General features: G+C 36.6%; 25 protein-coding genes. 10 read left to right on the top strand and 15 right to left on the bottom strand.

The window, feature by feature from the left end:
• Positions 1-49 precede the first annotated feature (49 nt).
• Positions 50-1,564: a bifunctional ADP-dependent NAD(P)H-hydrate dehydratase/NAD(P)H-hydrate epimerase gene (locus ASG21_RS09730; protein ID WP_056078973.1), complete on the bottom strand. Its 1,515-nt coding sequence runs from the start codon at positions 1,562-1,564 to the stop codon at positions 50-52.
• A 136-nt stretch (positions 1,565-1,700) separates the two neighbouring features.
• On the opposite strand from ASG21_RS09730, the gene mscL reads away from it, so the two are divergent.
• Positions 1,701-2,090 (top strand): large conductance mechanosensitive channel protein MscL, encoded by a 390-nt coding sequence (gene mscL / locus ASG21_RS09725; RefSeq protein ID WP_056078969.1) that lies wholly within the window; start codon positions 1,701-1,703, stop codon positions 2,088-2,090.
• A gap of 58 nt (positions 2,091-2,148) precedes the next feature.
• Here mscL and ASG21_RS09720 read toward each other — a convergent pair whose 3' ends face one another.
• Together ASG21_RS09720 and ASG21_RS09715 are read right to left on the bottom strand one after the other, a co-directional pair.
• Positions 2,149-3,108: a D-2-hydroxyacid dehydrogenase gene (locus tag ASG21_RS09720; RefSeq protein WP_056078966.1), complete on the bottom strand. Its 960-nt coding sequence runs from the start codon at positions 3,106-3,108 to the stop codon at positions 2,149-2,151.
• A 96-nt stretch (positions 3,109-3,204) separates the two neighbouring features.
• Entirely contained in the window at positions 3,205-3,609 is a 405-nt protein-coding gene (locus ASG21_RS09715; protein WP_056078963.1) for a hypothetical protein, read from the bottom strand.
• Positions 3,610-3,848: 239 nt separating this feature from the next.
• On the opposite strand from ASG21_RS09715, the gene idi reads away from it, so the two are divergent.
• The 3 genes from idi (at position 3,849) to gcvT (ending at position 6,057) form a co-directional block, all read left to right on the top strand.
• Positions 3,849-4,358 (top strand): isopentenyl-diphosphate Delta-isomerase, encoded by a 510-nt coding sequence (gene idi / locus ASG21_RS09710; protein WP_056078960.1) that lies wholly within the window; start codon positions 3,849-3,851, stop codon positions 4,356-4,358.
• A gap of 10 nt (positions 4,359-4,368) precedes the next feature.
• Positions 4,369-4,845: a hypothetical protein gene (locus ASG21_RS09705; protein ID WP_056082290.1), complete on the top strand. Its 477-nt coding sequence runs from the start codon at positions 4,369-4,371 to the stop codon at positions 4,843-4,845.
• Between the two features lie 135 nt (positions 4,846-4,980).
• Positions 4,981-6,057 (top strand): glycine cleavage system aminomethyltransferase GcvT, encoded by a 1,077-nt coding sequence (gene gcvT, locus ASG21_RS09700; protein WP_056078957.1) that lies wholly within the window; start codon positions 4,981-4,983, stop codon positions 6,055-6,057.
• Positions 6,058-6,717: 660 nt separating this feature from the next.
• On the opposite strand, the gene ASG21_RS09690 is transcribed toward gcvT, so the two are convergent.
• Positions 6,718-7,071, bottom strand: a complete 354-nt coding sequence (locus ASG21_RS09690; RefSeq protein WP_056030611.1) for an ArsC/Spx/MgsR family protein — start codon at positions 7,069-7,071, stop codon at positions 6,718-6,720.
• A 119-nt stretch (positions 7,072-7,190) separates the two neighbouring features.
• Here ASG21_RS09690 and ASG21_RS09685 point away from each other — a divergent pair, with 119 nt between their 5' ends.
• The gene (locus ASG21_RS09685) at positions 7,191-7,658 is read left to right on the top strand and encodes an acyl-CoA thioesterase (RefSeq protein ID WP_056078951.1); all 468 of its coding nucleotides are present in this window, start codon (positions 7,191-7,193) and stop codon (positions 7,656-7,658) included.
• A gap of 5 nt (positions 7,659-7,663) precedes the next feature.
• Positions 7,664-8,533: a sugar phosphate isomerase/epimerase gene (locus ASG21_RS09680; protein WP_056078948.1), complete on the top strand. Its 870-nt coding sequence runs from the start codon at positions 7,664-7,666 to the stop codon at positions 8,531-8,533.
• 74 nt (positions 8,534-8,607) lie between these two features.
• Here the strand turns inward: ASG21_RS09680 and rny are convergent, their stop codons facing one another.
• The 6 genes from rny to ASG21_RS09650 all read right to left on the bottom strand — a co-directional run bounded on the left by rny (position 8,608) and on the right by ASG21_RS09650 (position 13,213).
• The gene (gene rny / locus ASG21_RS09675) at positions 8,608-10,179 is read right to left on the bottom strand and encodes a ribonuclease Y (protein ID WP_056078945.1); all 1,572 of its coding nucleotides are present in this window, start codon (positions 10,177-10,179) and stop codon (positions 8,608-8,610) included.
• A gap of 226 nt (positions 10,180-10,405) precedes the next feature.
• Entirely contained in the window at positions 10,406-10,693 is a 288-nt protein-coding gene (locus tag ASG21_RS09670; protein WP_056078942.1) for a cell division protein ZapA, read from the bottom strand.
• Positions 10,693-10,995, bottom strand: coding sequence for a hypothetical protein (locus ASG21_RS09665; protein WP_056078939.1), 303 nt, complete (start codon positions 10,993-10,995; stop codon positions 10,693-10,695). Before ASG21_RS09665 ends, ASG21_RS09670 begins: the two co-directional genes overlap by 1 nt.
• A 134-nt stretch (positions 10,996-11,129) precedes the next feature.
• A complete protein-coding gene (locus ASG21_RS09660) occupies positions 11,130-11,912 on the bottom strand; it encodes a porin family protein (protein WP_056078937.1) in 783 nt (260 codons plus the stop codon).
• Positions 11,913-11,915: 3 nt separating this feature from the next.
• Complete coding sequence (gene ubiE / locus ASG21_RS09655; protein ID WP_056078934.1) at positions 11,916-12,647, bottom strand: bifunctional demethylmenaquinone methyltransferase/2-methoxy-6-polyprenyl-1,4-benzoquinol methylase UbiE; 732 nt, start codon at positions 12,645-12,647, stop codon at positions 11,916-11,918.
• Positions 12,644-13,213, bottom strand: a complete 570-nt coding sequence (locus tag ASG21_RS09650) for a hypothetical protein (protein WP_056078931.1) — start codon at positions 13,211-13,213, stop codon at positions 12,644-12,646. Before ASG21_RS09650 ends, ubiE begins: the two co-directional genes overlap by 4 nt.
• Positions 13,214-13,314: 101 nt before the next feature.
• On the opposite strand from ASG21_RS09650, the gene ASG21_RS09645 reads away from it, so the two are divergent.
• The gene (locus tag ASG21_RS09645; protein WP_056078928.1) at positions 13,315-14,382 is read left to right on the top strand and encodes a ketoacyl-ACP synthase III; all 1,068 of its coding nucleotides are present in this window, start codon (positions 13,315-13,317) and stop codon (positions 14,380-14,382) included.
• A gap of 63 nt (positions 14,383-14,445) precedes the next feature.
• Complete coding sequence (locus tag ASG21_RS09640) at positions 14,446-15,651, top strand: metallophosphoesterase (RefSeq protein WP_056078924.1); 1,206 nt, start codon at positions 14,446-14,448, stop codon at positions 15,649-15,651.
• 110 nt (positions 15,652-15,761) lie between these two features.
• Here the strand turns inward: ASG21_RS09640 and ASG21_RS09635 are convergent, their stop codons facing one another.
• Both ASG21_RS09635 and ASG21_RS09630 read right to left on the bottom strand, forming a co-directional pair.
• A complete protein-coding gene (locus ASG21_RS09635; RefSeq protein ID WP_056078921.1) occupies positions 15,762-16,514 on the bottom strand; it encodes a polysaccharide deacetylase family protein in 753 nt (250 codons plus the stop codon).
• Positions 16,515-16,597: 83 nt separating this feature from the next.
• Entirely contained in the window at positions 16,598-17,560 is a 963-nt protein-coding gene (locus ASG21_RS09630) for an NAD-dependent epimerase/dehydratase family protein (protein ID WP_056078918.1), read from the bottom strand.
• A 91-nt stretch (positions 17,561-17,651) separates the two neighbouring features.
• Between ASG21_RS09630 and ggt the strand changes: the two genes are divergently transcribed.
• Positions 17,652-19,337 (top strand): gamma-glutamyltransferase, encoded by a 1,686-nt coding sequence (gene ggt / locus ASG21_RS09625; RefSeq protein ID WP_056078916.1) that lies wholly within the window; start codon positions 17,652-17,654, stop codon positions 19,335-19,337.
• Between the two features lie 136 nt (positions 19,338-19,473).
• The gene (locus ASG21_RS09620; protein ID WP_056078913.1) at positions 19,474-20,754 is read left to right on the top strand and encodes a dicarboxylate/amino acid:cation symporter; all 1,281 of its coding nucleotides are present in this window, start codon (positions 19,474-19,476) and stop codon (positions 20,752-20,754) included.
• Between the two features lie 141 nt (positions 20,755-20,895).
• Here ASG21_RS09620 and ASG21_RS09615 read toward each other — a convergent pair whose 3' ends face one another.
• The 3 genes from ASG21_RS09615 to ASG21_RS09605 form a co-directional block, all read right to left on the bottom strand.
• Positions 20,896-21,747 (bottom strand): diacylglycerol kinase family protein, encoded by an 852-nt coding sequence (locus ASG21_RS09615; protein WP_056078910.1) that lies wholly within the window; start codon positions 21,745-21,747, stop codon positions 20,896-20,898.
• Positions 21,748-21,790: 43 nt separating this feature from the next.
• The gene (locus tag ASG21_RS09610; RefSeq protein WP_056078907.1) at positions 21,791-22,585 is read right to left on the bottom strand and encodes a DUF3298 and DUF4163 domain-containing protein; all 795 of its coding nucleotides are present in this window, start codon (positions 22,583-22,585) and stop codon (positions 21,791-21,793) included.
• A 100-nt stretch (positions 22,586-22,685) separates the two neighbouring features.
• The gene (locus ASG21_RS09605; protein WP_056078904.1) at positions 22,686-23,507 is read right to left on the bottom strand and encodes an RsiV family protein; all 822 of its coding nucleotides are present in this window, start codon (positions 23,505-23,507) and stop codon (positions 22,686-22,688) included.
• Between the last annotated feature and the right edge of the window lie 24 nt (positions 23,508-23,531).

The following is a 23,531-nucleotide window of genomic DNA, read 5'->3' as shown; positions in this document are numbered from 1 at the left end:
TTAGCTTTTGGCTCATTGTTTTTAGCTTTGAAAATATTTTAATTTAAAGTCACAACTGAGTTGTGGCTTTTTTGTTTAAGTAGAGAAATACATTTCCGATTTCATCAATCACATCTGTGGGCTGCATCGCTTCTCTTGAATATTTTTCTGCGGCTAAATCTGCAGCTTTCCCGTGAAGCCAGACACCTAAAATTGCGGCTTCTTCAGAAGAATATTTCTGTGCCAAAAGTGAGGTAATTATTCCCGTGAGAATATCGCCGCTTCCGCCTTTTGCCATACCTGAATTTCCTGTAACATTATAATAAACCTGACCGTTTGGAGTGAGGACCTGTGTGTGATGATCTTTTAAAACAATATAAATCTCTAACTCTTTGGCTTTTGTCTTGGCTAATCCTGATCTTTCCACAGAATTTTCGGTCTTGCCAAAAAGCCTTTCGAATTCTTTGGGATGTGGTGTAATGATGGATTTTTTTGGAATTAATTTTAAATAATTTTCGTCTTGTGATATGATATTCAAAGCGTCTGCATCTAAAATTAACGGAGATTGGTGGTTTTTGAGAAATTCCAAAAGTGCATTTTCCGTTTCTTTCTCCGTTTCCAAACCGGGACCGATTCCGTAGATTGCTTTTTCCTGCTCATCAATTCTGCTGATGTAATTTTCTCCACCATTTATGAACATCGCTTCAGGACAATTCGTCTGGAGAATTTCATAACCACAATTCGGAGCCAGCACAAAAGTTAGACCCGAGCCCGTTCTCAAAGCCGATTTCGTCGCTAAAACTGCTGCGCCGATTTTCCCGTAACTTCCGCCAACAATGATGGATTTACCATAAGTTCCTTTGTGCGCAAATTCCTGTCTTGGTTTAAATATTTTTAAAATTAAAGCATCATCAATCACAAAATCATCCGTCTGAGTCTGATCAATAAATTCCTGAGATAATTTTATATCTAAAACGACCACTTTTCCTGCGAAAACTCCGGTTTCGGGATGAAGGAAAGTCTTTTTCCAAAACTGAAAAGTCAAGGTGTAATCTGCTTTAAAAATTACATCATTCGGACCGTTCAACTGATCTGAAAACATCCCTGACGGAATATCTATCGAGATTTTAGGACTGATTTTCTTATTTAAATTTTCAATTAAATCTTTATAGATCCCATCTAAATTTCTGGATAAACCTGTTCCGAAAAGTGCATCAATAATCACAGTTTTTTCGAAATCAAATTCGTCAGTTTCACTGAAATCATGCAGTGTTATTCCTGAAATCTCTTTTAATCTTTTTAAATTAATTAATGCATCGTCTGAAAATTTAGAATTTGCTTTATCAATTAAAACATCCACATCGAAACCTTTCAGATACAGAAGTCTGGCAATTGCAAAACCATCTCCACCGTTATTTCCTTTTCCGCAGAAAACTGCGAATTTTGTGTGGTTTTTACATTTTAAAGTAATCCATTCGGTACAGGATTGTGCTGCCCTTTCCATTAAATTAACAGACGAAACCGGCTCATTTTGAATCGTATACTGATCTGCAGATCTGATGTTTTCAGTAGTGAAAATTTTCATAACGGACTATTTTTAATAAATTTAACCATAATTATTTAAAATTATTGATCGTTTAAAGCAAAAAAATACCCAAAAGATTTAATATTATTATTTTTAAATGATACTTTTGTGCAAAACATTTAAAAAAATAAAAATTATGGGATTTGTAAAAGACTTTAAAGATTTTGCTTTCAAAGGAAACGTTGTTGATCTTGCAGTCGGTGTAATTATCGGTGCGGCGTTCAGTGCTATTGTAAAATCATTCGTTGATGACATCATTACTCCGCTGTTGCTGAATCCGGCACTTGAAAAAGCCAACGTAAAAAACATTGCTGAACTTTCATGGAACGGTGTGAAGTACGGAAATTTCCTTTCTTCCGTTATCAGCTTCTTAATTGTAGCATTTGTTTTATTTATGCTTATAAAAGGAATTGCGAGTTTGAGCAAAAAAGAAGATGCTCCGATTGAAGCTCCAGCCGGACCTACTGAAGACCAAAAATTATTGATGGAAATCAGAGATTTACTGAAATCAAAAAATACTTTATAAAAATAAGAAACGCCGCAAAATTTTTGCGGCGTTTTTCTTTATTCCCAAAGATTCAAATTTACTGAATCTGTAAAATGCTTGTAATCTGCTCTGCCAGAGAAAGTCCGATTCTGTCCTGAGCTTCCAGTGTTGAAGCACCTGTATGAGGCGTCACAGAAATTTTAGAATGGTTGATAATTTCTTTCGATGGCGTTGGCTCATTGATAAAAACATCCAGACCGGCAAATCTTACTTTCCCTGAATCTAAAGCTTCAATCAAAGCAGCTTCATCGATCACACCACCTCTTGAACAGTTTACAATTGCAACACCGTTTTTCATCATATCAAACTCAGACTTTCCAATCATAAAACCTTCTTTTTGAGCCGGAACGTGAAGAGTAATAAAATCTGCATGTTTCAGAACTTCAATCAATGGTTCAGTTTCAATTTCAACATTGATGAACTGGTTGTTGTAAAAAGTCACTTTAATGCTCGCTTTTCCTACCATATTATCGGCAGCGATCACTCTCATTCCAAGACCTAAAGCGATTTTCGCCACTTCCTGACCTATTCTTCCCATCCCAACAATTCCGATGGTTTTTCCTTTTAATTCAATACCTGCAGCGTATGCTTTTTTAAGAGAAGCAAACTCAGTATCTCCCACCAAAGGCATTTTTCTGTTTGAATCCTGCAAAAATCTTGCTCCTGAGAAAAGATGTGCAAAAACCAGTTCAGCAACAGATTCTGAAGAAGCAGAAGGCGTGTTGATTACATGAATTCCTTTTTCTCTTGCATAATCTACGTCGATATTATCCATTCCTACTCCACCTCTTCCTATGATTTCCAGTGACGGACAATTGTCGATGATATCTTTTCTTACCTGTGTCGCACTTCTCACCAAAACTGTACGGATTTTGTGCTCGTTGATGTAATCTAAAAGAAATTCCTGAGGAACTTTTGCGGTAATCACCTCAAAGCCTTTTTCGGTTAATGCATCAATTCCAGACTGATCTAAACCGTCGTTTGCTAAAACTTTCATAACTAACTTAATCTATTTAAAATGTAAAAAGATTTAAAAACTAAAAGAATTTCCGGCATTTCGCCCTTCATTTAATCTTTAAATCTTCTCTGTAATTTAATCTTCTTTAAAAACTTCGATGGTTACCTGTTTTTCAACCAAATCGGTAAATCTACCTTTGTATCTTGTTGCTCTCACAAGGTGATTGTCGATCCAGTGATAATTTCCGCCTCTCGGTTTTCCGCACAGAACACTGTGGTATTTAAATCCGTGTTTGTCTAACCAGTCGATGGTAATCTGCTTTAAATTCTCAGTTCTTGACGTGAAAAAACAAATCTGGTGACCTTCATCGTACCATTTGTTTACTGTTTCAAGCGCATCCGGAAAAGGCTCACAGGTAACCATTCTTTCCGGCTCTTCATTGGGAACATCTTCTGTAATTGTTCCGTCGATATCGATCAGATAATTCTTAATTCCGTCTTTTAGTATCGGACTGATATGCTCAATATAATCTAGCTCCATCGTTCAAATTTTTAAAGTGCAAAGTTAATCATTCTTGATTAAAGACTTGTATTAATCTTCGTTTATGTTAAAATTTTAACAATAAAAATCTTTATTTACAGGTCAAAGACAGTATTCTATTGTATTTTTCACAAAATAGTATGGTAATTTTTATTTAAATAAAAGCCAATATTTCATAAATATTAAAAATTTTAAACAATTATTTTACGAAATCACGATTAAAACTTAAATTTGTAGGAATGGAAGAAATGGTTGTACTGGTAAATCCCGAAGATCAGGTTTTAGGTTTAATGGAAAAACAGCAGGCTCATATTAATGGTCTGCTTCACCGCGCATTTTCAGTTTTTTTATTCAATGAAAATGGTGAAATGCTTTTGCAGAAGCGTGCTTCAGAGAAATACCACTCTCCTAATCAATGGACGAACGCCGTTTGCTCACACCCGAGAACAGACGAAACCTATCTGGAAGGAGCCAACAGAAGGCTGACCGAAGAACTTGGAATTAAAACTGAACTTTCAGAAAAATTTAATTTTATTTATAAGGCAGACGTCGGAAACGGGCTTTGGGAGCATGAGCTTGACCATGTTTTTACAGGAAAATACAGTTCAGAATTTAATTTAAATAAAAATGAAGTGGAAGAAGTCCGCTATATTTCCATGAAAGATTTAGATCAAGAAATTGCTGAACATCCCGAACAGTTTACCGAATGGTTTAAAATCATTCTTGAAGAATACAAACATCATTTTTAAGCACACAACGATGAAAAAATCCTTTTTAATTGCCGCATTTTTACTGAGCACATTTACATTTTCGCAGAAATTAGGTACAGAACTTTACGAGAGCGAAAATTACTCCATCAAAATGCCTGACTTATGGAAGGCGACCAATGATGAAGGAATCGTCAACATCTTTCCAACCAACCAGATTGGGGCGATTACCATTTCAGAATATCATGGACTGGATTTGCCCAAAGAAGAAGTGAAGAAATTTATTTTAGCTTTATACAACTCGCCGGAAGACGAGAAAAAAGTAAAAAGTACGGGCAATAAAAAAGGGTATTCAGAATATCAGTATGATTATTTAGATGAAAAGGAAAATCTTTACTGGGTAACGAAAGTCTATCAGAAAAACAAAGATCTCTATCTTATAAGCATCAACTGCCAACAGAAACACTGGAACGGAAATTACAAAATGCTTTTCAGCGAAGCATTTGAAAGTTTTAAAATTAAAAAATAAAATTCAAAATTTTAGGAATCATTGCTAGTAGAAAACCTTTGCGAACGTAAAACAGAAAACAGTCCAAAAAAATCTTTACGGACTTTGCATTAAAATTATTACAATTAAAACAGAAAATAAATATAAAAATTAAACATGAAAAAAACAGCATTGTACGACAAGCACGTTTCTCTGGGAGCGAAAATAGTACCTTTTGCAGGATTTGATATGCCTGTACAGTATTCCGGAGTGACGGAAGAGCATTTTGCAGTAAGAGAAAAAGCGGGATTGTTTGACGTTTCTCACATGGGACAGTTTTTCATTGAAGGTGCCGGAGCAAAAGATCTTTTGCAGTACGTAACGACCAACAATGTGGACGTTCTTGAAAACGGAAAAGCTCAGTACTCTTGTCTTCCAAACGAAAACGGCGGAATCGTAGACGATCTGATTGTTTACAAAATGGACGACGAAAAATATTTCGTGGTTGTCAATGCTTCAAACATCGATAAAGACTGGGATCACATCTCAAAATACAATACTTTCGGAGCGAAAATGACAAATGCTTCAGACGACATGTCTCTGTTGGCAGTTCAGGGTCCGAAAGCGACTGAAATTCTTCAGAAAATCACAGAAACCAATCTTTCAGAAATTCCTTACTACAATTTTACCGTTGGTTCTGTTGCCGGAGTAAGTGATGTCATTATTTCAAACACAGGTTACACAGGTAGCGGTGGTTTTGAAATCTATTTCAACAATCAGGATGCGGAAAAACTTTGGGACGCCATCATCGAAGCCGGTGCAGAAGAAGGAATTATTCCTTGCGGATTGGCTGCCAGAGACACTTTAAGACTTGAAAAAGGTTTCTGTCTTTACGGAATGGATATTGACGACACCACTTCTCCAATTGAAGCCGGATTAGGCTGGATCACAAAATTCGACAAAGATTTTGTTTCCAAAGAGACTTTCGCAAAGCAGAAAGAAGAAGGCGTTACCAGAAAATTAGTTGGTTTTGAACTGACAGACAAAGGAGTTCCAAGACATGATTATCCTGTGGTAGACGCAGAAGGAAATGTGATCGGAAAAGTAACATCAGGAACGCAGTCGCCAATGAAGAAAATCGGTTTGGGAATCGCTTATGTAGACAAGCCTCACTTCAAACTGGGAACTGAAATTTTCATTCAGGTAAGAAACAAAAACATCCCTGCAAAAGTGGTGAAAATGCCATTTGTTTAATCAGCAAAAAGATATTTACAGAAAACCGCCTTGTCAGAAAATGATGAGGCGGTTGTTTTTTAGGAGCTAATCCAGCTATCCACTGTATCTTTTTTGCGCCAGCTTCCGTTTCACTCCATCTGCCACAAAAAAGGATGCCGTTCCTATCTGGGCTAGGAGATAATTCCGCTTTTTAACAATGTTGTAGATTTTCAAAAGATACCTTTTCTAATTTCCGAAAAAAACCTAACGGGTTTTGAAAACCCGTTAGGTTTGAACATATTGCAGTTTGTTTCCCGCAAATTGTTTGAGACTTCCAGCAACTTGTTTGAGACTTCCTGCAATCGCATTTTCTTTCAATCAAGCTGTTCGAGACTTCCTGCAATTGCATTTTGTTTCCCACAAATTGTTTGAGACTTCCTGCAAGTGAATTTTGTTTCCCACAACTTGTTGGAGACATCCTGCAATCGCATTTTGTTTCCCGCAATCTGTTTGGAATAAAATGCAGGATACAGATAAGAAGTATTTATCGAAAAACCTAACCGGTTTTGAAAACCCGTTAGGTTTGGAAATTTATACAAATCATATCTTTAAAAATTCGGAAATTCATTACACAAAAAAACCTCATAGGTTTTGAAAACCTATGAGGTTGGGTTATATCAAAAGATCTCTTTAGATAGATTAATCTGCTCTGAAATAATCTTTCACGCTTTGTACCGTTGCTTTTTCGCTGCCTACAAAAATTTCTTTATCTGTAAGGAAAACCGGACGTTTCAAAAAGGTGTAATGATCAAGAAGTAATTCTTTATAATCATCTTCAGTCAAAGTTTTTAAATCTATCTCTCTCAGTTTGATTTGAGTAGATTTTTTGCTGAACAGAGCTTCGTAAGACTTTGTATGTTCATACATCGCTTCTATTTCTTCCTTTGTGATGGGCTCTTTTTTGATTTCTCTGAGTTCCCATTCTTTAAGATTAAACTGTCCTATAATTTTTCTGCAAGTGTCACATGTATTAAGATAGAATACTTTTTTCATTGAGAGTTTTACATTTCTAATGGTTAAATGAAAACCCCTTCAGTTTTCAATCTGCAAAAATAGGATTTAATATGCCGTTTTAAGAATTATTAAATACCTTTAGTAAAAATTTATGATAAATGGAAAACAAACCAGTGACTTTTCAGTTTATTTCTGAACCATCTGACGTTAATTACGGCGGAAATGTACATGGAGGAAGTGTGATGAAGTGGATCGATCAGGCCGGATACGCCTGTGCAACAACGTGGAGCGGAAATTATTCTGTAACCGTCTACGTCGGCGGAATCCGTTTTTATGAACCTATTAAAATCGGTGAAATTGTAAAGGTCGAAGCTCAGGTGATTTACACCGGATCTTCGAGTATGCATATATCGATCAATGTTTTTTCAAGAAATCTGAAACAGCCTACATTTGATAAGAAAACTCATTGCATCATCGTGTTTGTAGCCGTGGATGAAAACGGAAAAAAACTTCCCGTTCCCAGATGGATTCCGGAAACCGATGAAGAAAAACAGCAGGAAAAATATGCAAAACGCCTGATGGAACTCAGAACGCAGATTGAAGATGAGATGAAACCTTTCCTTTAAATTGTATGAACCGTAAAGATTTTTTAGCTTTGACCACACTAGGATTTCTCGGAATTTCATGTGGAATTTCAAAACCAAATTATACTTCAAAAATGTTGGCCATTCAACTGTACACCGTACGTCATTCCATTTCAAAAGATTTGGAGAAAACCTTTGAGCGGTTGGCGGAACTGGGATTTACTGAATTTGAAATCTATGGTTACAACGGGACTTTCTTCGGAAGAACAGCGAAAGAATTCAGTCAGATCTTAAAAAATCATGGCTTAAAAGTGATCAGTTCGCATCACCGCACCGGAATTACTGACGACGGAGACGGAACACTGCTGAAGAACTGGCAGAAGACTTTAGAAGATTTAAATTTTATCGGAGCGAAATATGCAGTTTGCTCCTACCTTCCGGAAGCTGAAAGAAGTCTTGAAAATTACCGTAAACTGCCTGAAGTTCTAGAAAATGCAGGCAGAATTTCAAAACAGAAAGGAATTCAGCTGGCTTACCACAATCACGATTTTGAATTTCTGAAAATGGACGAACAGAGAAATTTCTATGATTTTATTTTAGAAAACACATCCTCAGATCTAGTTAAAATGGAGCTGGATTTATACTGGATTTCAAAAGCCGGCCTCGATCCTTTGGTTTATTTTGAAAAGTACCCTGAAAGATTTCCGCTGTGGCATGTGAAGGATATGAAAGCTGTCTCAAAATATTTTACAGAAGTTGGTAACGGAACCATTGATTTTAAAAAAATTTTTGAGGCAAAGGAAAAGGCTGGCTTAAAACATTGGTTTCTGGAGCAGGATTCGAGTGATAAAGATATTTTTGAGAGCATTTCGCTGAGTAAAAATTACATTAAAGATAAGTCTTACTTCTTCAAATAATTTTCCCATTCACCGATATAAAACAAAACCCTTTCAATTTCTTGAAAGGGTTTCTAATATTTTAAAACTGAAAATTATCTTGCGATGTTTACAGCTCTTGTTTCTCTGATTACGGTCACTCTTACCTGTCCCGGATACGTAAGTTCATTCTGAATTTTCTCTGAGATGTCGTAAGAAAGCTGTGCAGACTGTTCGTCATTCACTCTTCCGCTTTCTACCATTACTCTCAGTTCTCTACCTGCCTGAATTGCATAAGCTGAAGAAACACCTTCAAAACTTAATGCTGCAGCTTCAAGATCTTTCAGTCTTTGGATGTAAGATTCCAGAACCTGACGTCTTGCTCCAGGTCTTGCTCCTGAAATAGCATCCGCAACCTGAATGATTGGTGACAACAGTGAAGTCATTTCCACTTCGTCGTGGTGAGCTCCGATAGCGTTTACTACCTCTGCATTTTCACCGTATTTTTCAGCCCACTGCATTCCTAAAAGTGCGTGAGGAAGTTCAGATTCCTGCTCAGGAACTTTCCCGATATCATGAAGAAGTCCGGCTCTTTTCGCCATTTTTACATTTAAACCTAATTCTGCAGCCATAGTTGCAGCGATATTCGCCACCTCTCTTGAGTGCTGAAGAAGGTTTTGTCCGTAAGACGAACGGTATTTCATTCTACCGACGATTTTAACCAATTCGGGATGTAATCCGTGGATTCCTAAATCAATAATGGTTCTTTTACCTACTTCAATAATCTCTTCTTCGATCATTTTTCTGGTTTTTTCCACCACTTCTTCAATTCTCGCAGGGTGAATTCTTCCGTCTGTTACCAATCTGTGAAGTGATAGTCTTGCGATCTCTCTTCTTACAGGATCAAAACATGAAAGAAGGATAGCTTCCGGCGTATCATCAACGATAATTTCTACACCGGTCATTGCTTCCAGAGCACGGATGTTTCTACCTTCTCTACCGATAATTCTACCTTTTACTTCATCAGATTCGATGTTAAAAACAGACACTGAATTTTCAATAGCCTGCTCCGTCCCAATTCTCTGAATGGTCTGGATCACGATTTTTCTCGCTTCACTTTTAGCATTCAGCTGAGCTTCTTCCATGATGCTCTGAACATGTGCTTGAGCTCTGGTTTTGGCCTCTGCTTTCAATGTTTCCACCAATTCAGCTTTCGCTTCGTCTGCCGTGTAGTTGGCAATTTTTTCAAGCATTTCTACCTTTTTGGCAGTAGCAGAATCAAGTTCTTGCTGCTTTCTTTCAATGATTTCGTTCTTTTTGGCATAATCAGCAATCTGTCTGTCAAGATCTTTTTCTAATTTTCCTGTTTTGCTGAGCTCGTCGTTGAGTTTGTTTTCTTTGTCTTTGGTGCGTTTTTCAGCTTCCTGCATTTTCTTTTCTCGGGACTGAATGTCTGCATCATGCTGAGATTTAAGTTCTAAAAACTTTTCTTTTGCCTGAAGATGTTTATCTTTTTTAATCGACTCTGCCTGTAAACTGGCTTTTTCAAGAAGATTATCTGCATTCTTTTGGGCATCATCGATGATGAATTTTGCTTTGGTATTAAGTGAGCTTTTGGAAAATAACATTCCTGCCACTGCACCGACTATCAGGCAAATAACGCTTATTATAATAGCGGTTGTTGTCATATATATATTGAGTTTAATTGTCTTTTAAATACATAAAAAAAGCCCACAACAATTCAGAGATTTAGAGTAAACTCCTGATCTACACGATTTGATCTGATTTCTTCTCTCTGTAATCTGCGTAAAGCAGCACGCCATTGAAAAGACATTCGAACGTTAATTGTTTAGCGTTGAGTTTACCTTAATGTGTTAGAATTATTGTAGGCAGTTCTGTTCGGGGAAAAAAAATCTATTTCCCTGTTTCTCCCAGCATCTGATTAATATTGGCTAATCTTTCGCTGGCAGATTTTATATTTTTTTCGTTGGCAAGAGAAATCATTTCTGCGTTGGTACCCAGTTTTAAGGCACACATGGCTAACGCATCCTGTTTATCTCTCACGTCAAAATTCTGTTCAAAATCTTTAATCATATTTTCGATCTGCTTCCCCACTTTCCGAAGTGTTTCTTCTTCTGCTGCGGGTACATTCAGCGGATATATTCTACCGGCAATGTTGATGGTTATTCTTCTTACATCCATTACAATCCACTGTTTTGAAGCTGTGCAATACAAAAGTCTACTTCTTTTACCAATCTGTTGATGTGGTTTTTCATGAGTCTGTTGTGTTCAGGATTTCCTGATATTGCTGAATACAATTTTATATTTTTCTGTTCTTCTGCTAAGACCTGATTTTTTTTCCTTTCCTCATCATATTTCTTCTTCAACTCGGTATGCTCCCTGTTTAAATCTGAAAAATTTTCTGAAAGATTCTGATAACTTTTATGAAGATTCTGAATCTTTCTTTCCAGTTCCGAAAATTGAGTTTCTAATTCTTGAAGCATTTCAGGTTGATATTCTAACTTCTCACAAAAATAGGAAAATAATGGTACGGACAAAAATAAAAACCATGATATTTAGGTTTAAAACGAAAAAAGGAGACACATTTCTGTATCTCCTTTATTATCATTTAATTAAATCATTCAAATTTAAGAACAAACATTACTGCTCTTGTCTGAAGCGTAGAAACTGCCGCAGACCAGTAAGGAGGTGTAGATGCATTATCTGCCACCATTTCGTTGTTCATGAAGAATGTACCTCTCACTGCTGGCGTAAGTTTAAACTTATTGAAGTAAAACTGTACTCCAAATTCTGCCGACCAGGCAAAATTGTGCGTTGTAGATCTGAAAACCTGCTGAAGGTTATCTTCTGTAGAATCTGAATTAGACTGAAGATTTACGATATAGTTTACACCGGCAGCAATGTACGGTCTTGAGTTGTACCATCTGTCACCGTGAAGTTCAAGCAATACAGGAACGTCAACTAAAGTAGATTTAATCTGTCTGTGCGTATCTTTCTCCGCCAGACCTAGAGGTGCAAATGGAGGATTCGTCAAAGTACCGTTCTGATACTGATCATTAGACTGCGTGTTGAAAACAACTTCTCTCTGACCAAACTGTAACCCCGGTTCCATTCTCAAATCAAGATTATCATTGATTCTGAGTTTTCCGATAAGCCCTGCTCCAAAGCTGTAACTCGGTTTTGATGTTACTAGGTTTCTGTTTCCATCCATACCGTATCTCGGATTAAGGTTGATATGGTAGTCCATCATATTACCATTAAGATAGAATCCCCAGCTGACTTTCTGCTGATCAAAACTTTCCAACTTATCCATCCTGTTACGGGTTCTGAATTGTGCATCTGCAAAAACTGCGATATTTACGGAGGCAAAAACCAGTGCTTTTAATAAAAATTTATTCATAGGTTACTTTGTTGCTTTATAAATTGTGGCTATACCTAAACTTAGTTTTTTATATTCAACTTTTTTAAATCCTGTATCTAAAAGGATCTGCTTCATCTTTTCACCAAACGGGAAAGCATTCACAGAATCCGGAAGGTAGGTGTAGGCTCTGTTGTCTTTAGAAACCAATCTGCCGATTGCCGGCAAAATGTTTTTAAAATAAAACATATAAAACGGTCCTAAAAAACCTTCTACTTTAGAAAACTCAAGTATGTAAATACTTTTATTTTCCTTCACTACTCTTCTCAGCTCAGACAAACCTTTTGTAAGGTTTTCAAAATTTCTAACTCCAAATGCTACAGACACTGAATCGAACCTGTTGTCTTCAAAAGGAAGGTTCTCAGCATCACCTTTCTGCATGGAAATTTTGCCGTCTAATTTAAGTTTTTTTATTTTAATAACGCCAACATTTAACATTTGTTGCGATAAATCCAAACCAACTACTTTTGCCTGTGTTCCTTTTTCAACAGCAATAGCAAGATCGCCTGTTCCGGTAGCCACATCAAGTACTTCCTGAGGCGCATCTTTCTTCATCCAGCTGACCAATGTATTTCTCCATAAAACATCAATTTTCATTGATAAAACGTGGTTCAGCAAATCATATTTCGGAGCAATATTGTCAAACATATCCTCCACCTGGCTTTTTTTCGTTGCCTCAGAGTTGTAAGGCGTCACATTGTTGATATCTTTTGTCAAAACTTGTAATATTCGTTATAATAATTGAGATAATCCTGCTTTCTGAAAATCTTTGTACGGGATTCTATCTTTTGAATGTTTTTGATCAGCCTGTCATATTCTTCATCCACATTATAATAAAAATCTTCCGTATAAAGTTTATTAAAATGTTTTGCTCCGCCATAATATGCCTTTCCGTCGATCACAGTCTTATCAAGTGCCAAAAGTAAGGAATCTTTCTTTAGGTTGTACCCATAATATTGCTCATTGATATAATAATCCTGATGAGCAAGGTTAATAAGCCCTCTTTCCTTATTTACTTTAAATGCAGAATCGTAAATGATTTTTTTATTCTGATCAAAAACTTTTATGCTATTTTCACCCTTGCTAAGATCAATATTAACGGTTTGTCCTGCAGAGATTACGCCTTCACTGCCATTGTTTATCTTATAGTAAAAAGTTTTCGGTGTAGGGTTGTCTACCACGTAATAGTTTTTCTTGGCAAGAAAAAAGAAATAAATCCCAAAGGCTCCTGCAAACGCCACCAATGCTATCAAAAGACCTTTTAGTGAAGGATTGTTTTTCATAATGTATAAAGTACAATTTTTGCAAATTTAATAATAATTTTAATTCTTTCTTATTAATATTAATTATTAACTTTGCATCCTTAAAAAAATTATATAAAATAATGCCTAATACGATCATTATCGGCTCAGGATCTTATCTTCCCGGCAGAATTGTTGGAAGAGATTTTTTTTTAGATTCTGAATTCTACGCAGAAGACGGCTTGAAAATCGACAAACCCGCAGAAGAAACTATTTCAAAATTTGTAGAAATTACAGAGATTGAAAACCGAAGGTTTATAGAAGATGACCAAAGCAACTCAAAAATTGGCTACGAAGCAGCAAAAAACGCGATCGAAGACGCCAAAATTGATCCCGAAACCTTAGATTATATAATTTATGCCAGTAATTTCGGTGAAGTAAGCGTCAAAGGATACGCTGATTTCATGCCGAATATGGCTGCCAGAGTGAAAAATCTTCTGGGCATTAAAAACAGAAAATGCATCACTTACGACATGATGTTTGGCTGCCCGGGTTGGGTTGAGGCCATGATTTTAGCTGACCATTTTATCAAAGCAGGAACTGCAAAAAATATTTTGGTGGTAGGGAGCGAAACTTTAAGCAGAGTAACTGATCCTTACGACAGAAACAGAATGATTTTCGCAGACGGTGCCGGAGCAGTTGTAGTTACTGCTACTGAAGAAGAAAATGTAGGTATTATTGCTCACAACACTATCTGTGACAACGGTCCGGAATTGAATTATCTTGCCAACGGATCTTCGTTAAATAAAGATTCAGATCAAAACAGACTATACGTGAGAATGCAGGGCCGGAAAATTTACGAATACGCCCTGAAAAACGTTCCTGTTGCCATCAAGGAAACTATTGATGATGCCGGACTTTCAATTGAAAATATCAGTAAAATTTTAATTCATCAGGCGAATGCTAAGATGGATTATGCTATGATAGAAAGACTTCACAAGCTTTATGATATCAAAGATTATGATCATGCTATTTCACCGATGACCATTCAGGAGTTTGGAAATTCATCTGTAGCAACGATTCCTACTATGTTTGATTTAATAATTAAAGGAAAAATGGAGGGTCATTCGTTTAAAGCAAAAGACAATGTAGTGATGACGTCGGTAGGTGCCGGGATGAACATCAACGCTATTGTTTACAGATTCCCTTAAAATTTATTTTAAATTAAAAATACAAAGCACAAAGGAATTCTCTTTTGTGCTTTTTTAAATGTTATGCAGAAGAATTTTTTAATCATCACCGCAATTTTCCTGTTATTGGAAGTCTATATCTATCAGGCAGTGAGAACACTGACCGATAATTTCTGGATCAAAATTGCATATTGGACCATCACATTATCGGTTTACGGACTGTTTGCTTACGAGCTTACCAACATTTCCCGTGCAGACAAAGACCCTACCCGACTTCATCTCACTGTTTCGCTGTTTTTGATTTTTATACTGCCAAAAATTTTTGTCGTTTTATTTTTATTAGTGGATGATATCTTCCGTACAGGAACTTACTTTTTCAATTTCACAAAACCCGGCAATCATTTCTTTCCTGAAAGAAGAAAATTTTTAAGTCTGGTCGGTTTGGGACTTGGCGGAGCATTTTCCGCACTGTTTATTGACGGAATTACTTTTGGAAAGTTCAGGCACAGAGTAAGAAAAGTAAAAATTAAAATTCCGGGACTGGGAAAAAGTTTCAAAGGCTACAAAATCATTCAGATTTCGGATGTGCACAGCGGCAGTTTCCAAAATCCGGAAAAACTGCAGCATGCAATTGATTTGATTAATGAGCAAAGGCCTGATCTTGTTCTTTTTACAGGTGATATGGTGAATAATGTTGCTGAGGAATTCAAGCCTTTCATTCCACTATTTTCAAAAATTAAATCTAAAGACGGTAAACTGGCAACACTAGGAAACCACGACTACGGTGATTACGTTACCTGGAAATCTCCGCAAGCCAAAATTGACAATCTGAACACACTTATTGAATATGAAAGGCAAGCCGGTTTTGAGAATTTGAGAAACGAAAACCGTGTCATTGAAAGAAATGGTGAAAAGCTTTACATTTTAGGAATAGAAAACTGGGGTCTGAAGCCATTTCCACAATACGGAGATTTAGACAAGGCTCTGAAAGGCATCCCTGAATCTGCTCCAAAGATTTTAATGAGCCATGACCCTTCACACTTTGATGCTATTGTGAAAAAACATCCAGGAAATGTTCATCTGACACTTTCCGGTCACACCCACGGTATGCAGTTTGGTTTGGATTTAAAAAATGTAAAATGGTCGCCTGTACAATACAAATATCCTAAATGGGCTGATCTGTATGAGAGTGAAGGAAAATTGCTTTATGTAAACCGCGGTTTCGGCGTCCTGGCGTATCCGGGACGGGTTGGCGTTTTGCCGGAGATTACGCTTTTTGAATTGTCGTAAACTGATTTGAGATTTGAGATTTGAGATTTGAAATTTGAGATTTGAAATTTGAGATTTGAAATCGATGCGGCAGTACATGATGTATATATTTAGAAACACGTATCCTGCATTTAAAAAATATAATCTTTCATCCGGGAAGTCGCAAGTTCTTTTCCGTTGATGAAAGTAAGGAGGGCAACAAGTTTGTCCTCCATTTTTTTGCCTGAATTGTAACGGCGGTAAAATGGCATTTTCAGGCCGTACTTTCTGAAATCGGTAAATTGCCATGAATTGACGTAAATCAAAACATACTCCTCACTTTTCAGTGTTTCAAAAACCATATTCTGATAATACTGCATCGGCAAAACCTGGAATACAAAATCATTGTATGGAAGCTGACTGTAGGGAGAAATACTTTCCGGAACAACGCTCACACCGTTATCTTCAAGTATTTCGGTATCTCTTTTTAATCTTTTGAAAGGAAAGAGAATATTGGCATTGTCGATATTTGAAACGTAATTAAATTCCAGCGATTTCAATTCTTCTAAAGAATATTTCACTTCCTTCTGACGGATTCCACGAATCTGCTTGGAAAGCAATTCTTCGGTTTGCTTTTTTACATTATCGATTTTTGCAAGCGCGGAATTTTCATTATAAAAAGCAATTTCATGCCCCTGAGCAGAAATTGCTTTTATAAGTGTCTGCAGTTTTTCCACGATGGAAATTTCAATAAAAAAACTGGCTTTAATATCATGTACATCTAAAATGTGTAAAATCGATTTTGTATTTTCTTCTGTAATTTTCAACCTTTCAACCATTGAAATTCCTGCTGAACTTTTGGTCTCAGCATCAGAATTTACAATATTAAAAGTCAGGAGAATCATTCAATTTAATTTTAGATAAAATATATAAACTGCTTTTATACAGATGTTTAAATTTAAATATTACATAAAAGCTTTAAGTCAGATTATTTATTTAATTTAACTTTCAGATTCTTGATCATATCTTTTGTCATTTCAGAGATTCCGAAATTGTAAGACAGTCCCCAATCTTTTTTTGCTACAGAATCATCGATAGATGCGGGCCATGAATCTGCAATTGCCTGTCTGAAATCCGGTTTGTAATCTACTTCGAATCCAGGTATTTCTTTTTTAATTTCATCAGAAAGTTCTTTCGGAGTAAATGACATTCCACCCAAATTATATGATGACCGGACTGTTAAACTTTCCTTTGGAGCATCCATTAACTTCAATGTCGCATCAATTGCATCGTCCATATACAGCATCGGCATTCCTGTGTTTTCAGAAATGAAACTTGTGTATTTTCCCTCTTCCAAAGCTTCATAAAAAATTTCAACAGCATAATCGGTTGTACCACCACCTGCAGGAGTTTTCCACGAGATTAAACCTGGATAGCGGATGCTTCTTACATCAACTCCATGTTTGTCAAAATAATATTCACACCATTTTTCACCTGCCATTTTAGAAATTCCGTAAACAGTGGTAGGATTTAAAACAACATCCTGCCCGACGTTTTCTTTAGGAATTCCTTTTCCAAAAACAGCAATGGAGCTTGGCCAGAAAATCTTTTTAAGCAAACCTTCCTTCGCCATTTCACAAAAATGCAGCAGAGGTTCAAGATTCAGTTTCCATGCGAAAACAGGCTGTTTCTCTGATGTCCCGGACAATAAAGAAGCCAAATGATAAACAGTGGTGATCTCATAATCTTTGATTACCTGTCTTACCAACTGCGTATTGGTAACATCCATTCTTTCGTAATAACCTGCAGATGTAAGCCCTTTTTGATACCTGTCGAGACCCGAAGCCACCACATTTTCAGCACCATGTATCTCTACAAGACGGTTGGTAAGTTCTGTTCCTATTTGTCCTAAAGCTCCTGTTATCAGTATTTTTTCCGTGAAAGACTCCATTTCTAATTTTTATTGGTTGACTGAAAGCAAAAATAAAATTTTAAAGTCTATCGTGAAACAAAAAGTGTAATTTAGACTGTAAATTTTAACGATGAAAAATATTATCTGTATTTTACTCTTTGCAGCATGTTCTCTATCAGCGCAATACACCGATATAAAGATCGTAAAAGAAGTGAAGGTTTCTAAAAAAGGTGTTGTGGTAAGTGCACATCCTCTGGCAAGTGAAGCAGGCGCAAAAATTCTGAGAATGGGCGGAAATGCCTATGATGCCGTTGTTGCAACTCAGTACGCCCTCGCCGTAGTCTATCCACAGGCGGGAAACATCGGTGGCGGAGGCTTTTTGGTAGGTGTGAAAAATAATGGTGAGAGTTTCAGTTTGGATTACCGTGAAATCGCTCCTGCAAAGGCGTTCAAAGATATGTATCTCGACAGTAAAGGAAATGCTGATACCGATCTGTCTCAAAACGGAAGATTGGCAGTTGGAATTCCCGGAAGCGTTGCCGGATTTTTTGCAACACTGAAATACTGTAAACTTCCGATGGACAAGCTTATTCAGCCTGCCATCGATATTGCTGAAAAAGGTTTTGCCATCACCAGTCAGGAAGCGGATTTACTGAATTACAGCAGGAAGTTTTTTGCAGAGCACAACAAAAACAAAATTGCTTTCGTAAAAAATTCAGACTGGAAGCAAGGTGATATTCTGATACAGAAAGAATTGGCAGAAACTTTAAGACTTATTCAGAAAAACGGAATGAAAGGTTTTTACGAAGGTAAAACTGCCGATTTAATTGTAAAAGAAATGAAAAACGGCAACGGCATCATTACTTTAAACGATCTCAAAAATTATAAAGTTGCAGAAAGAAAGGCTTTGAATTTTAAATATAAAGAAAATGACATTTTTTCTATGCCTCTACCTTCAAGCGGAGGAATTCTTTTGGCACAGATGCTGAAAATGTCTTCTTTTGAAAACCTACAGAACTATCAGCAAAATTCGACTGAAGCAGTGCAAATCATGGTGGAAGCAGAAAGAAGAGCTTTTGCCGACAGAGCAGAATATATGGGTGATCCTGATTTCATCAATGATAAAACTTCGTACTTAATTTCTGATGAATATTTAAAAAGCAGATGGAAATCTTTCAGTTTCAGCAAAGCCACACCGAGTTCAGAGGTTGGGAAAATCATTCAGCAACCTAAAGAATCTACGGAAACTACCCATATTTCGGTAATCGACAAGGATGGAAATGCAGCGGCTGTGACAACGACGTTAAATGGTCTTTACGGCAGCAAAGTTGTCGTTTCAGGTGCAGGATTTTTTCTGAATAATGAAATGGATGATTTTTCCGTGAAGCCCGGCGTTCCCAATATGTTTGGTGCCATAGGAGGCAAAGCCAACGAAATTCAGCCAGGAAAAAGAATGCTTTCTTCAATGACTCCAACGATTGTGATGAAAAACGGAAAACCTTTTATGGTTGTGGGAACTCCGGGTGGAACGACGATTCCAACATCCGTTTTTCAATCTGTGGTGAATGTAATTGATTTTAAATTAAATGCCAATCTTGCCGTTAATTCTCCAAAATTCCATCATCAGTGGTTGCCTGAATGGGTTGCGTTCGAAAAGAATTTTCCAGAATTCACTATCAAAAACCTTGAAAATTTAGGCTACAAATCTGAAAGATGGGATCAACTTGGCAGAACGGAAATGATTTTGGTGGATGAAAACGGAAATATTCATGCTGTTGCCGATGGCCGTGGTGATGATTCTGTTGCGGTGGAGTGATTGAAGATTCAAGATTCAAGATTCAAGATTTAAAATTTAAAATTTGAGATTTGAGATTTAAGATTTAAGATTTAAGATTTAAGATTTAAATTTACTATTTAATTTAATTTCTTAATTTCCCCGCTAAATTTATACTTTGAAATCAAAAAAGTTTTATCAGCAATTGTACTTTCAGGTAATTGTTGCGATTGTTCTGGGAATCCTTCTCGGAAAATTCTATCCTGAACTCGGTGAAAAAATGAAACCTCTGGGTGACGGCTTTATCAAACTGGTGAAAATGATTATTGCTCCGGTGATTTTCATTACACTTACTCTGGGAATTGCGCACATGACCGATTTGAAAAAAGTAGGAAGAATTGCAGTGAAAGCAATGATCTACTTTTTCACTTTCTCCACTTTAGCTTTGATCATCGGATTGGTTGTCGGAAATATTTTACAACCGGGATCCGGACTTAATATCGATCCCGCAAGTCTTTCCGGTGACGTCTCACAATATCAGCAAAAGGCATACGATACTACTCTGACGGGATTTATTATGAATATCATTCCGGAAACGCTTTTCAGTCCTTTAGTCGGCGAAAATATTCTACAGGTTTTATTAGTTGCCATTTTATTTGGAGTTGCCCTTGTTTTAACGAAGGAAAAAAGCGGAAAAATAACCGAATTTCTCCAGATGTTATCTACTCCGGTTTTCAAAATCGTTCATATGCTCATGAAACTTGCACCAATAGGAGCATTCGGTGCTATGGCATTTACAATAGGGAAATACGGTTTGGCATCTGTTCTTAATCTGATTTTTCTTGTGGGAACTTTCTACATTACATCCGCACTTTTTGTTGTCGTAGTTTTGGGAGCTGTCGCCTGGTACAACGGTTTTAATATATTTAAACTGATGTATTATCTTAAGGAAGAACTTCTTCTGGTTTTAGGTACGAGTTCTTCAGAATCTGCCCTTCCCGGGATTATGGAAAAAATGGAAAAGGCAGGCTGTTCGAAAGCCATTGTTGGTCTTGTTGTTCCCACCGGTTATTCATTTAATCTTGACGGAACAAATATTTACATGACATTGGCTTCACTTTTTATTGCACAGGCTTTGAATGTAGATCTTTCCCTCGAAAAACAACTGATGCTTCTTTTAGTTGCAATGTTGAGTTCTAAAGGAGCTGCAGGAGTTACGGGCGCGGGTTTTGTCACCTTGGCTGCAACATTGGCAGTAGTTCCCGAAATACCAATTGCAGGGATGACATTGATATTGGGAATCGACAAATTTATGAGTGAATGCCGTGCCTTAACGAATGTCATTGGAAATTCTGTGGCGACAGTTGTTGTGGCCAACTGGGAAAAGCAACTTGATAAAGAGCAGCTGAAATATTGTCTTGCAAATCCAAATGAGATTGAAAAGAAACTGGAAGTTTGAAAATTAGTTTTTAAATAATTTAAGTTAATCCAAACGATAAAAATAGCCCTGCCAGCATTTTGAACGCTGGCAGGGTTATTTCATTCTGAGAACTGTGATGTTCAGAAAATAACAGCCTTTTTGAATATTTTCTTTTTATTTTCAGATCAAAATGTTCAGACTTGCCGGCTGCACTTTGATGCGGATCGGAGATTCTATTCTGTTGAACTCACCGTCCAGATGCCAGTTTTTGGTATTCACTTTAAATTCAATTTCTGAGACCGGCAGATAAGTGATGTAGTCATCTTCTTTCAGTTTTTTCGTAAACATCCTGAATGCAAACAAAGGTGAATAGGTCAGCGGAAATTTTTTAACCAAAACCATATCTACCAAACCGTCACTTTTGCTTGCCATTGGTGCGATATAAGCATTGTTGCCGAACTGACGGGTATTTGCGATGTTTACCATCAGATATTTACCGTTGTACTGACTGTATTTTTCATCAGAAAATTTCAGTTTGATAGGTTTGTAACTGAAAAATGTTTTCAGAGAAACTTTGATGTAATTTTTGAATCCACGGCTGGTTTTTTCAAATTCCTTCACGACTTTACCGTCGAAACCCGTGCCTGAAACATTGATGGAAAGCCTTTCATTAACGGTAAACGTATCAATTTTCCGGAATTTTTTAAATTTAATTTTAGCTAAAAGCTCATCCAGATTTTTACTGAACTGCGTTTCGTTGGAAAAACCGTTTCCAGAACCTGCCGGAAATATGGCAAGTATTTTTTCTGAATTGATGATATTGCCTGCTACCGTAGAAATCGTTCCGTCCCCTCCAATCGCTACAAAAATTTCCACATTATCATAGTTCTGTCTGATAAACTCATCCGTCCCCGGAATTGATTCTGAAATGTAGTACAAAGGATTTTCTACTTTTGCTTTCAGCTCGCTAAGAAAAGGCTGATAATTTTTTTTGGCTGAAAAAGGATTGATAATGAAAGCTACTTTTTCCATTTTGTAAAAATAAAAAATGCTTCCTGATCCGGAAGCATTAATATTAGTTAATGTTGAGTCTCTTTTTAAATTCAGGTTTTAAAGCCTGTTTAATTTCTGAAAACGGAACTTTGATTTCAATTATTCCGGCGGCGTAAGGACCAATTTCATACTGATTGTAAATAAATGTGAGAGAATTCGAATCGAAATAAAAGTTATTGTTTGCTGTAATATTTTCATCGAAAAGCATTTCTCTGTCAACATGTTTCAATAAAATGGGTTTCCATGTGATTTTTGAACTGTCAATAAGATCAGACAATTGAATAACTGACTGATTTTTAAGGTCAACCACTTTATAAAGATCATATCCATAACCGTGAGCTCCCCCACTGAAGCCGTAACCGTTATACTGTATGGTGAGATAGTCTTTGGTCTTCGAGAAAACTTTCATATCAGAAATCTGGTCCCATGTCTGTTTATACTCTCTTACAAAATCTTCCTCTCCCGTTTTTGTCTCTGCAAAATAATTTTTCATATTGTCATTCATCCGTTGAAGAATCTTTTCTTTCGAAAAGTCCTCCATTGGCTGATCTTTTAAAAGAAGTTCTCCAAAATAAAGGCTGTCAAGGACTTTTTTTTCTAAACCTTCAAAAGTCAATAACTTCTGTCTAAATTCTGCAGAAAGGTTTTTAGAAATTTTTGCGGAATCGTGCACGAGCAGTGAGTCGATGGTAAGTTCAGGATTTTGTTTCTCAATTTTTATGCTGTCTTCAGTTTTGGTAACCTGAGTCTGTGCAACATTCTTTTTGCAGGATGCAAATAAGGCGAAAACGGACAGTGCCACGGCAATTTTTTTCATGAATATTTTTTCAGACTGAAAGCAAAAAACTTTCCAAAATCAGTATTTGGAAAGTTTTATAAATTTCTATTTCAAAGTTTTTGAACTGATTATTTTTAATCTACTTCAAATTTAATCTTTGTTGAAATTCAGGTTTCAATGTTCCCTGCAATTCAATCCAGGATACCGGAATCACGATATCGCCGGCAGCAAAGGCCGCAATTTCATAGGGACTGTAATGGAAATAAAGATTTTTCTCATCAAAATAAAAATTCTCATTCGGTTCAATCACATCTACGAGAAGCATATCAGAATTTTTCACATCTCCCCGAGAATCGGTAGTTCCACTGTGAATTTTATCCATATTTTTCTTCAGGATCTGCGAAATTTTTGCCTCAGGCATCGTTGTTATGTCCGATAGAGTCAGTTTTTTACTGTTCTTTAAATCAAAAACCCTGTTTGAAAACCAATAGTTATCATGAGCGCCGCCTTCATAGGCTGAAGAAAGATATTCCATCTGCAGAAAATCATTTTTATGCGAGGTCTGCGTCATCTTGAAACTCGTGTACCAGCTCTGCTTGTAACTAATATCTGAAAGCCAGTCTTTGCTGCGCTTTTTTGTATCGTCAAAATAATCATTTTTATCTTTCTGAAGGAAATCCTGCATTCCATTAATAGAAAAATCTGTGATGCCTTTATAGATGAAATAAATACTGTCCAGCAAAGCTTTATTTTTAACTGAAGGATACAGCAGAACCTCCGAACGGTACTCAAGTGAGAGTTTTGGGCTCATCACTAACGAATCTTTTACCGAAATTGAATCTACAACAAATTTTTCTGTCGACGGAACTGAGCTGGTTGCCACATCAACCTTTTTCTCCTCCTTACAGGACATAAAAGATGCGCAAATTCCGATGGCGAGTACTAAGGCAGATTTTTTCATACAACAATTTTAGCTTTTGAATGC

This window comes from Chryseobacterium sp. Leaf394, from assembly GCF_001424105.1.
GTDB lineage: Bacteria > Bacteroidota > Bacteroidia > Flavobacteriales > Weeksellaceae > Chryseobacterium.
Note: the sequence above shows the minus strand (reverse complement) of the source record. Positions and strands in the feature narration are given on the sequence as shown.

Coding starts and splice junctions, on each gene's coding strand:
- ASG21_RS09730 (WP_056078973.1), bottom strand. CDS start 1,564: ATGAAAATTTTCACTACTGAAAACATCAGATCTGCAGATCAGTATACG.
- mscL (WP_056078969.1), top strand. CDS start 1,701: ATGGGATTTGTAAAAGACTTTAAAGATTTTGCTTTCAAAGGAAACGTT.
- ASG21_RS09720 (WP_056078966.1), bottom strand. CDS start 3,108: ATGAAAGTTTTAGCAAACGACGGTTTAGATCAGTCTGGAATTGATGCA.
- ASG21_RS09715 (WP_056078963.1), bottom strand. CDS start 3,609: ATGGAGCTAGATTATATTGAGCATATCAGTCCGATACTAAAAGACGGA.
- idi (WP_056078960.1), top strand. CDS start 3,849: ATGGAAGAAATGGTTGTACTGGTAAATCCCGAAGATCAGGTTTTAGGT.
- ASG21_RS09705 (WP_056082290.1), top strand. CDS start 4,369: ATGAAAAAATCCTTTTTAATTGCCGCATTTTTACTGAGCACATTTACA.
- gcvT (WP_056078957.1), top strand. CDS start 4,981: ATGAAAAAAACAGCATTGTACGACAAGCACGTTTCTCTGGGAGCGAAA.
- ASG21_RS09690 (WP_056030611.1), bottom strand. CDS start 7,071: ATGAAAAAAGTATTCTATCTTAATACATGTGACACTTGCAGAAAAATT.
- ASG21_RS09685 (WP_056078951.1), top strand. CDS start 7,191: ATGGAAAACAAACCAGTGACTTTTCAGTTTATTTCTGAACCATCTGAC.
- ASG21_RS09680 (WP_056078948.1), top strand. CDS start 7,664: ATGAACCGTAAAGATTTTTTAGCTTTGACCACACTAGGATTTCTCGGA.
- rny (WP_056078945.1), bottom strand. CDS start 10,179: ATGACAACAACCGCTATTATAATAAGCGTTATTTGCCTGATAGTCGGT.
- ASG21_RS09670 (WP_056078942.1), bottom strand. CDS start 10,693: ATGGATGTAAGAAGAATAACCATCAACATTGCCGGTAGAATATATCCG.
- ASG21_RS09665 (WP_056078939.1), bottom strand. CDS start 10,995: ATGCTTCAAGAATTAGAAACTCAATTTTCGGAACTGGAAAGAAAGATT.
- ASG21_RS09660 (WP_056078937.1), bottom strand. CDS start 11,912: ATGAATAAATTTTTATTAAAAGCACTGGTTTTTGCCTCCGTAAATATC.
- ASG21_RS09650 (WP_056078931.1), bottom strand. CDS start 13,213: ATGAAAAACAATCCTTCACTAAAAGGTCTTTTGATAGCATTGGTGGCG.
- ASG21_RS09645 (WP_056078928.1), top strand. CDS start 13,315: ATGCCTAATACGATCATTATCGGCTCAGGATCTTATCTTCCCGGCAGA.
- ASG21_RS09640 (WP_056078924.1), top strand. CDS start 14,446: ATGCAGAAGAATTTTTTAATCATCACCGCAATTTTCCTGTTATTGGAA.
- ASG21_RS09635 (WP_056078921.1), bottom strand. CDS start 16,514: ATGATTCTCCTGACTTTTAATATTGTAAATTCTGATGCTGAGACCAAA.
- ASG21_RS09630 (WP_056078918.1), bottom strand. CDS start 17,560: ATGGAGTCTTTCACGGAAAAAATACTGATAACAGGAGCTTTAGGACAA.
- ggt (WP_056078916.1), top strand. CDS start 17,652: ATGAAAAATATTATCTGTATTTTACTCTTTGCAGCATGTTCTCTATCA.
- ASG21_RS09615 (WP_056078910.1), bottom strand. CDS start 21,747: ATGGAAAAAGTAGCTTTCATTATCAATCCTTTTTCAGCCAAAAAAAAT.
- ASG21_RS09610 (WP_056078907.1), bottom strand. CDS start 22,585: ATGAAAAAAATTGCCGTGGCACTGTCCGTTTTCGCCTTATTTGCATCC.
- ASG21_RS09605 (WP_056078904.1), bottom strand. CDS start 23,507: ATGAAAAAATCTGCCTTAGTACTCGCCATCGGAATTTGCGCATCTTTT.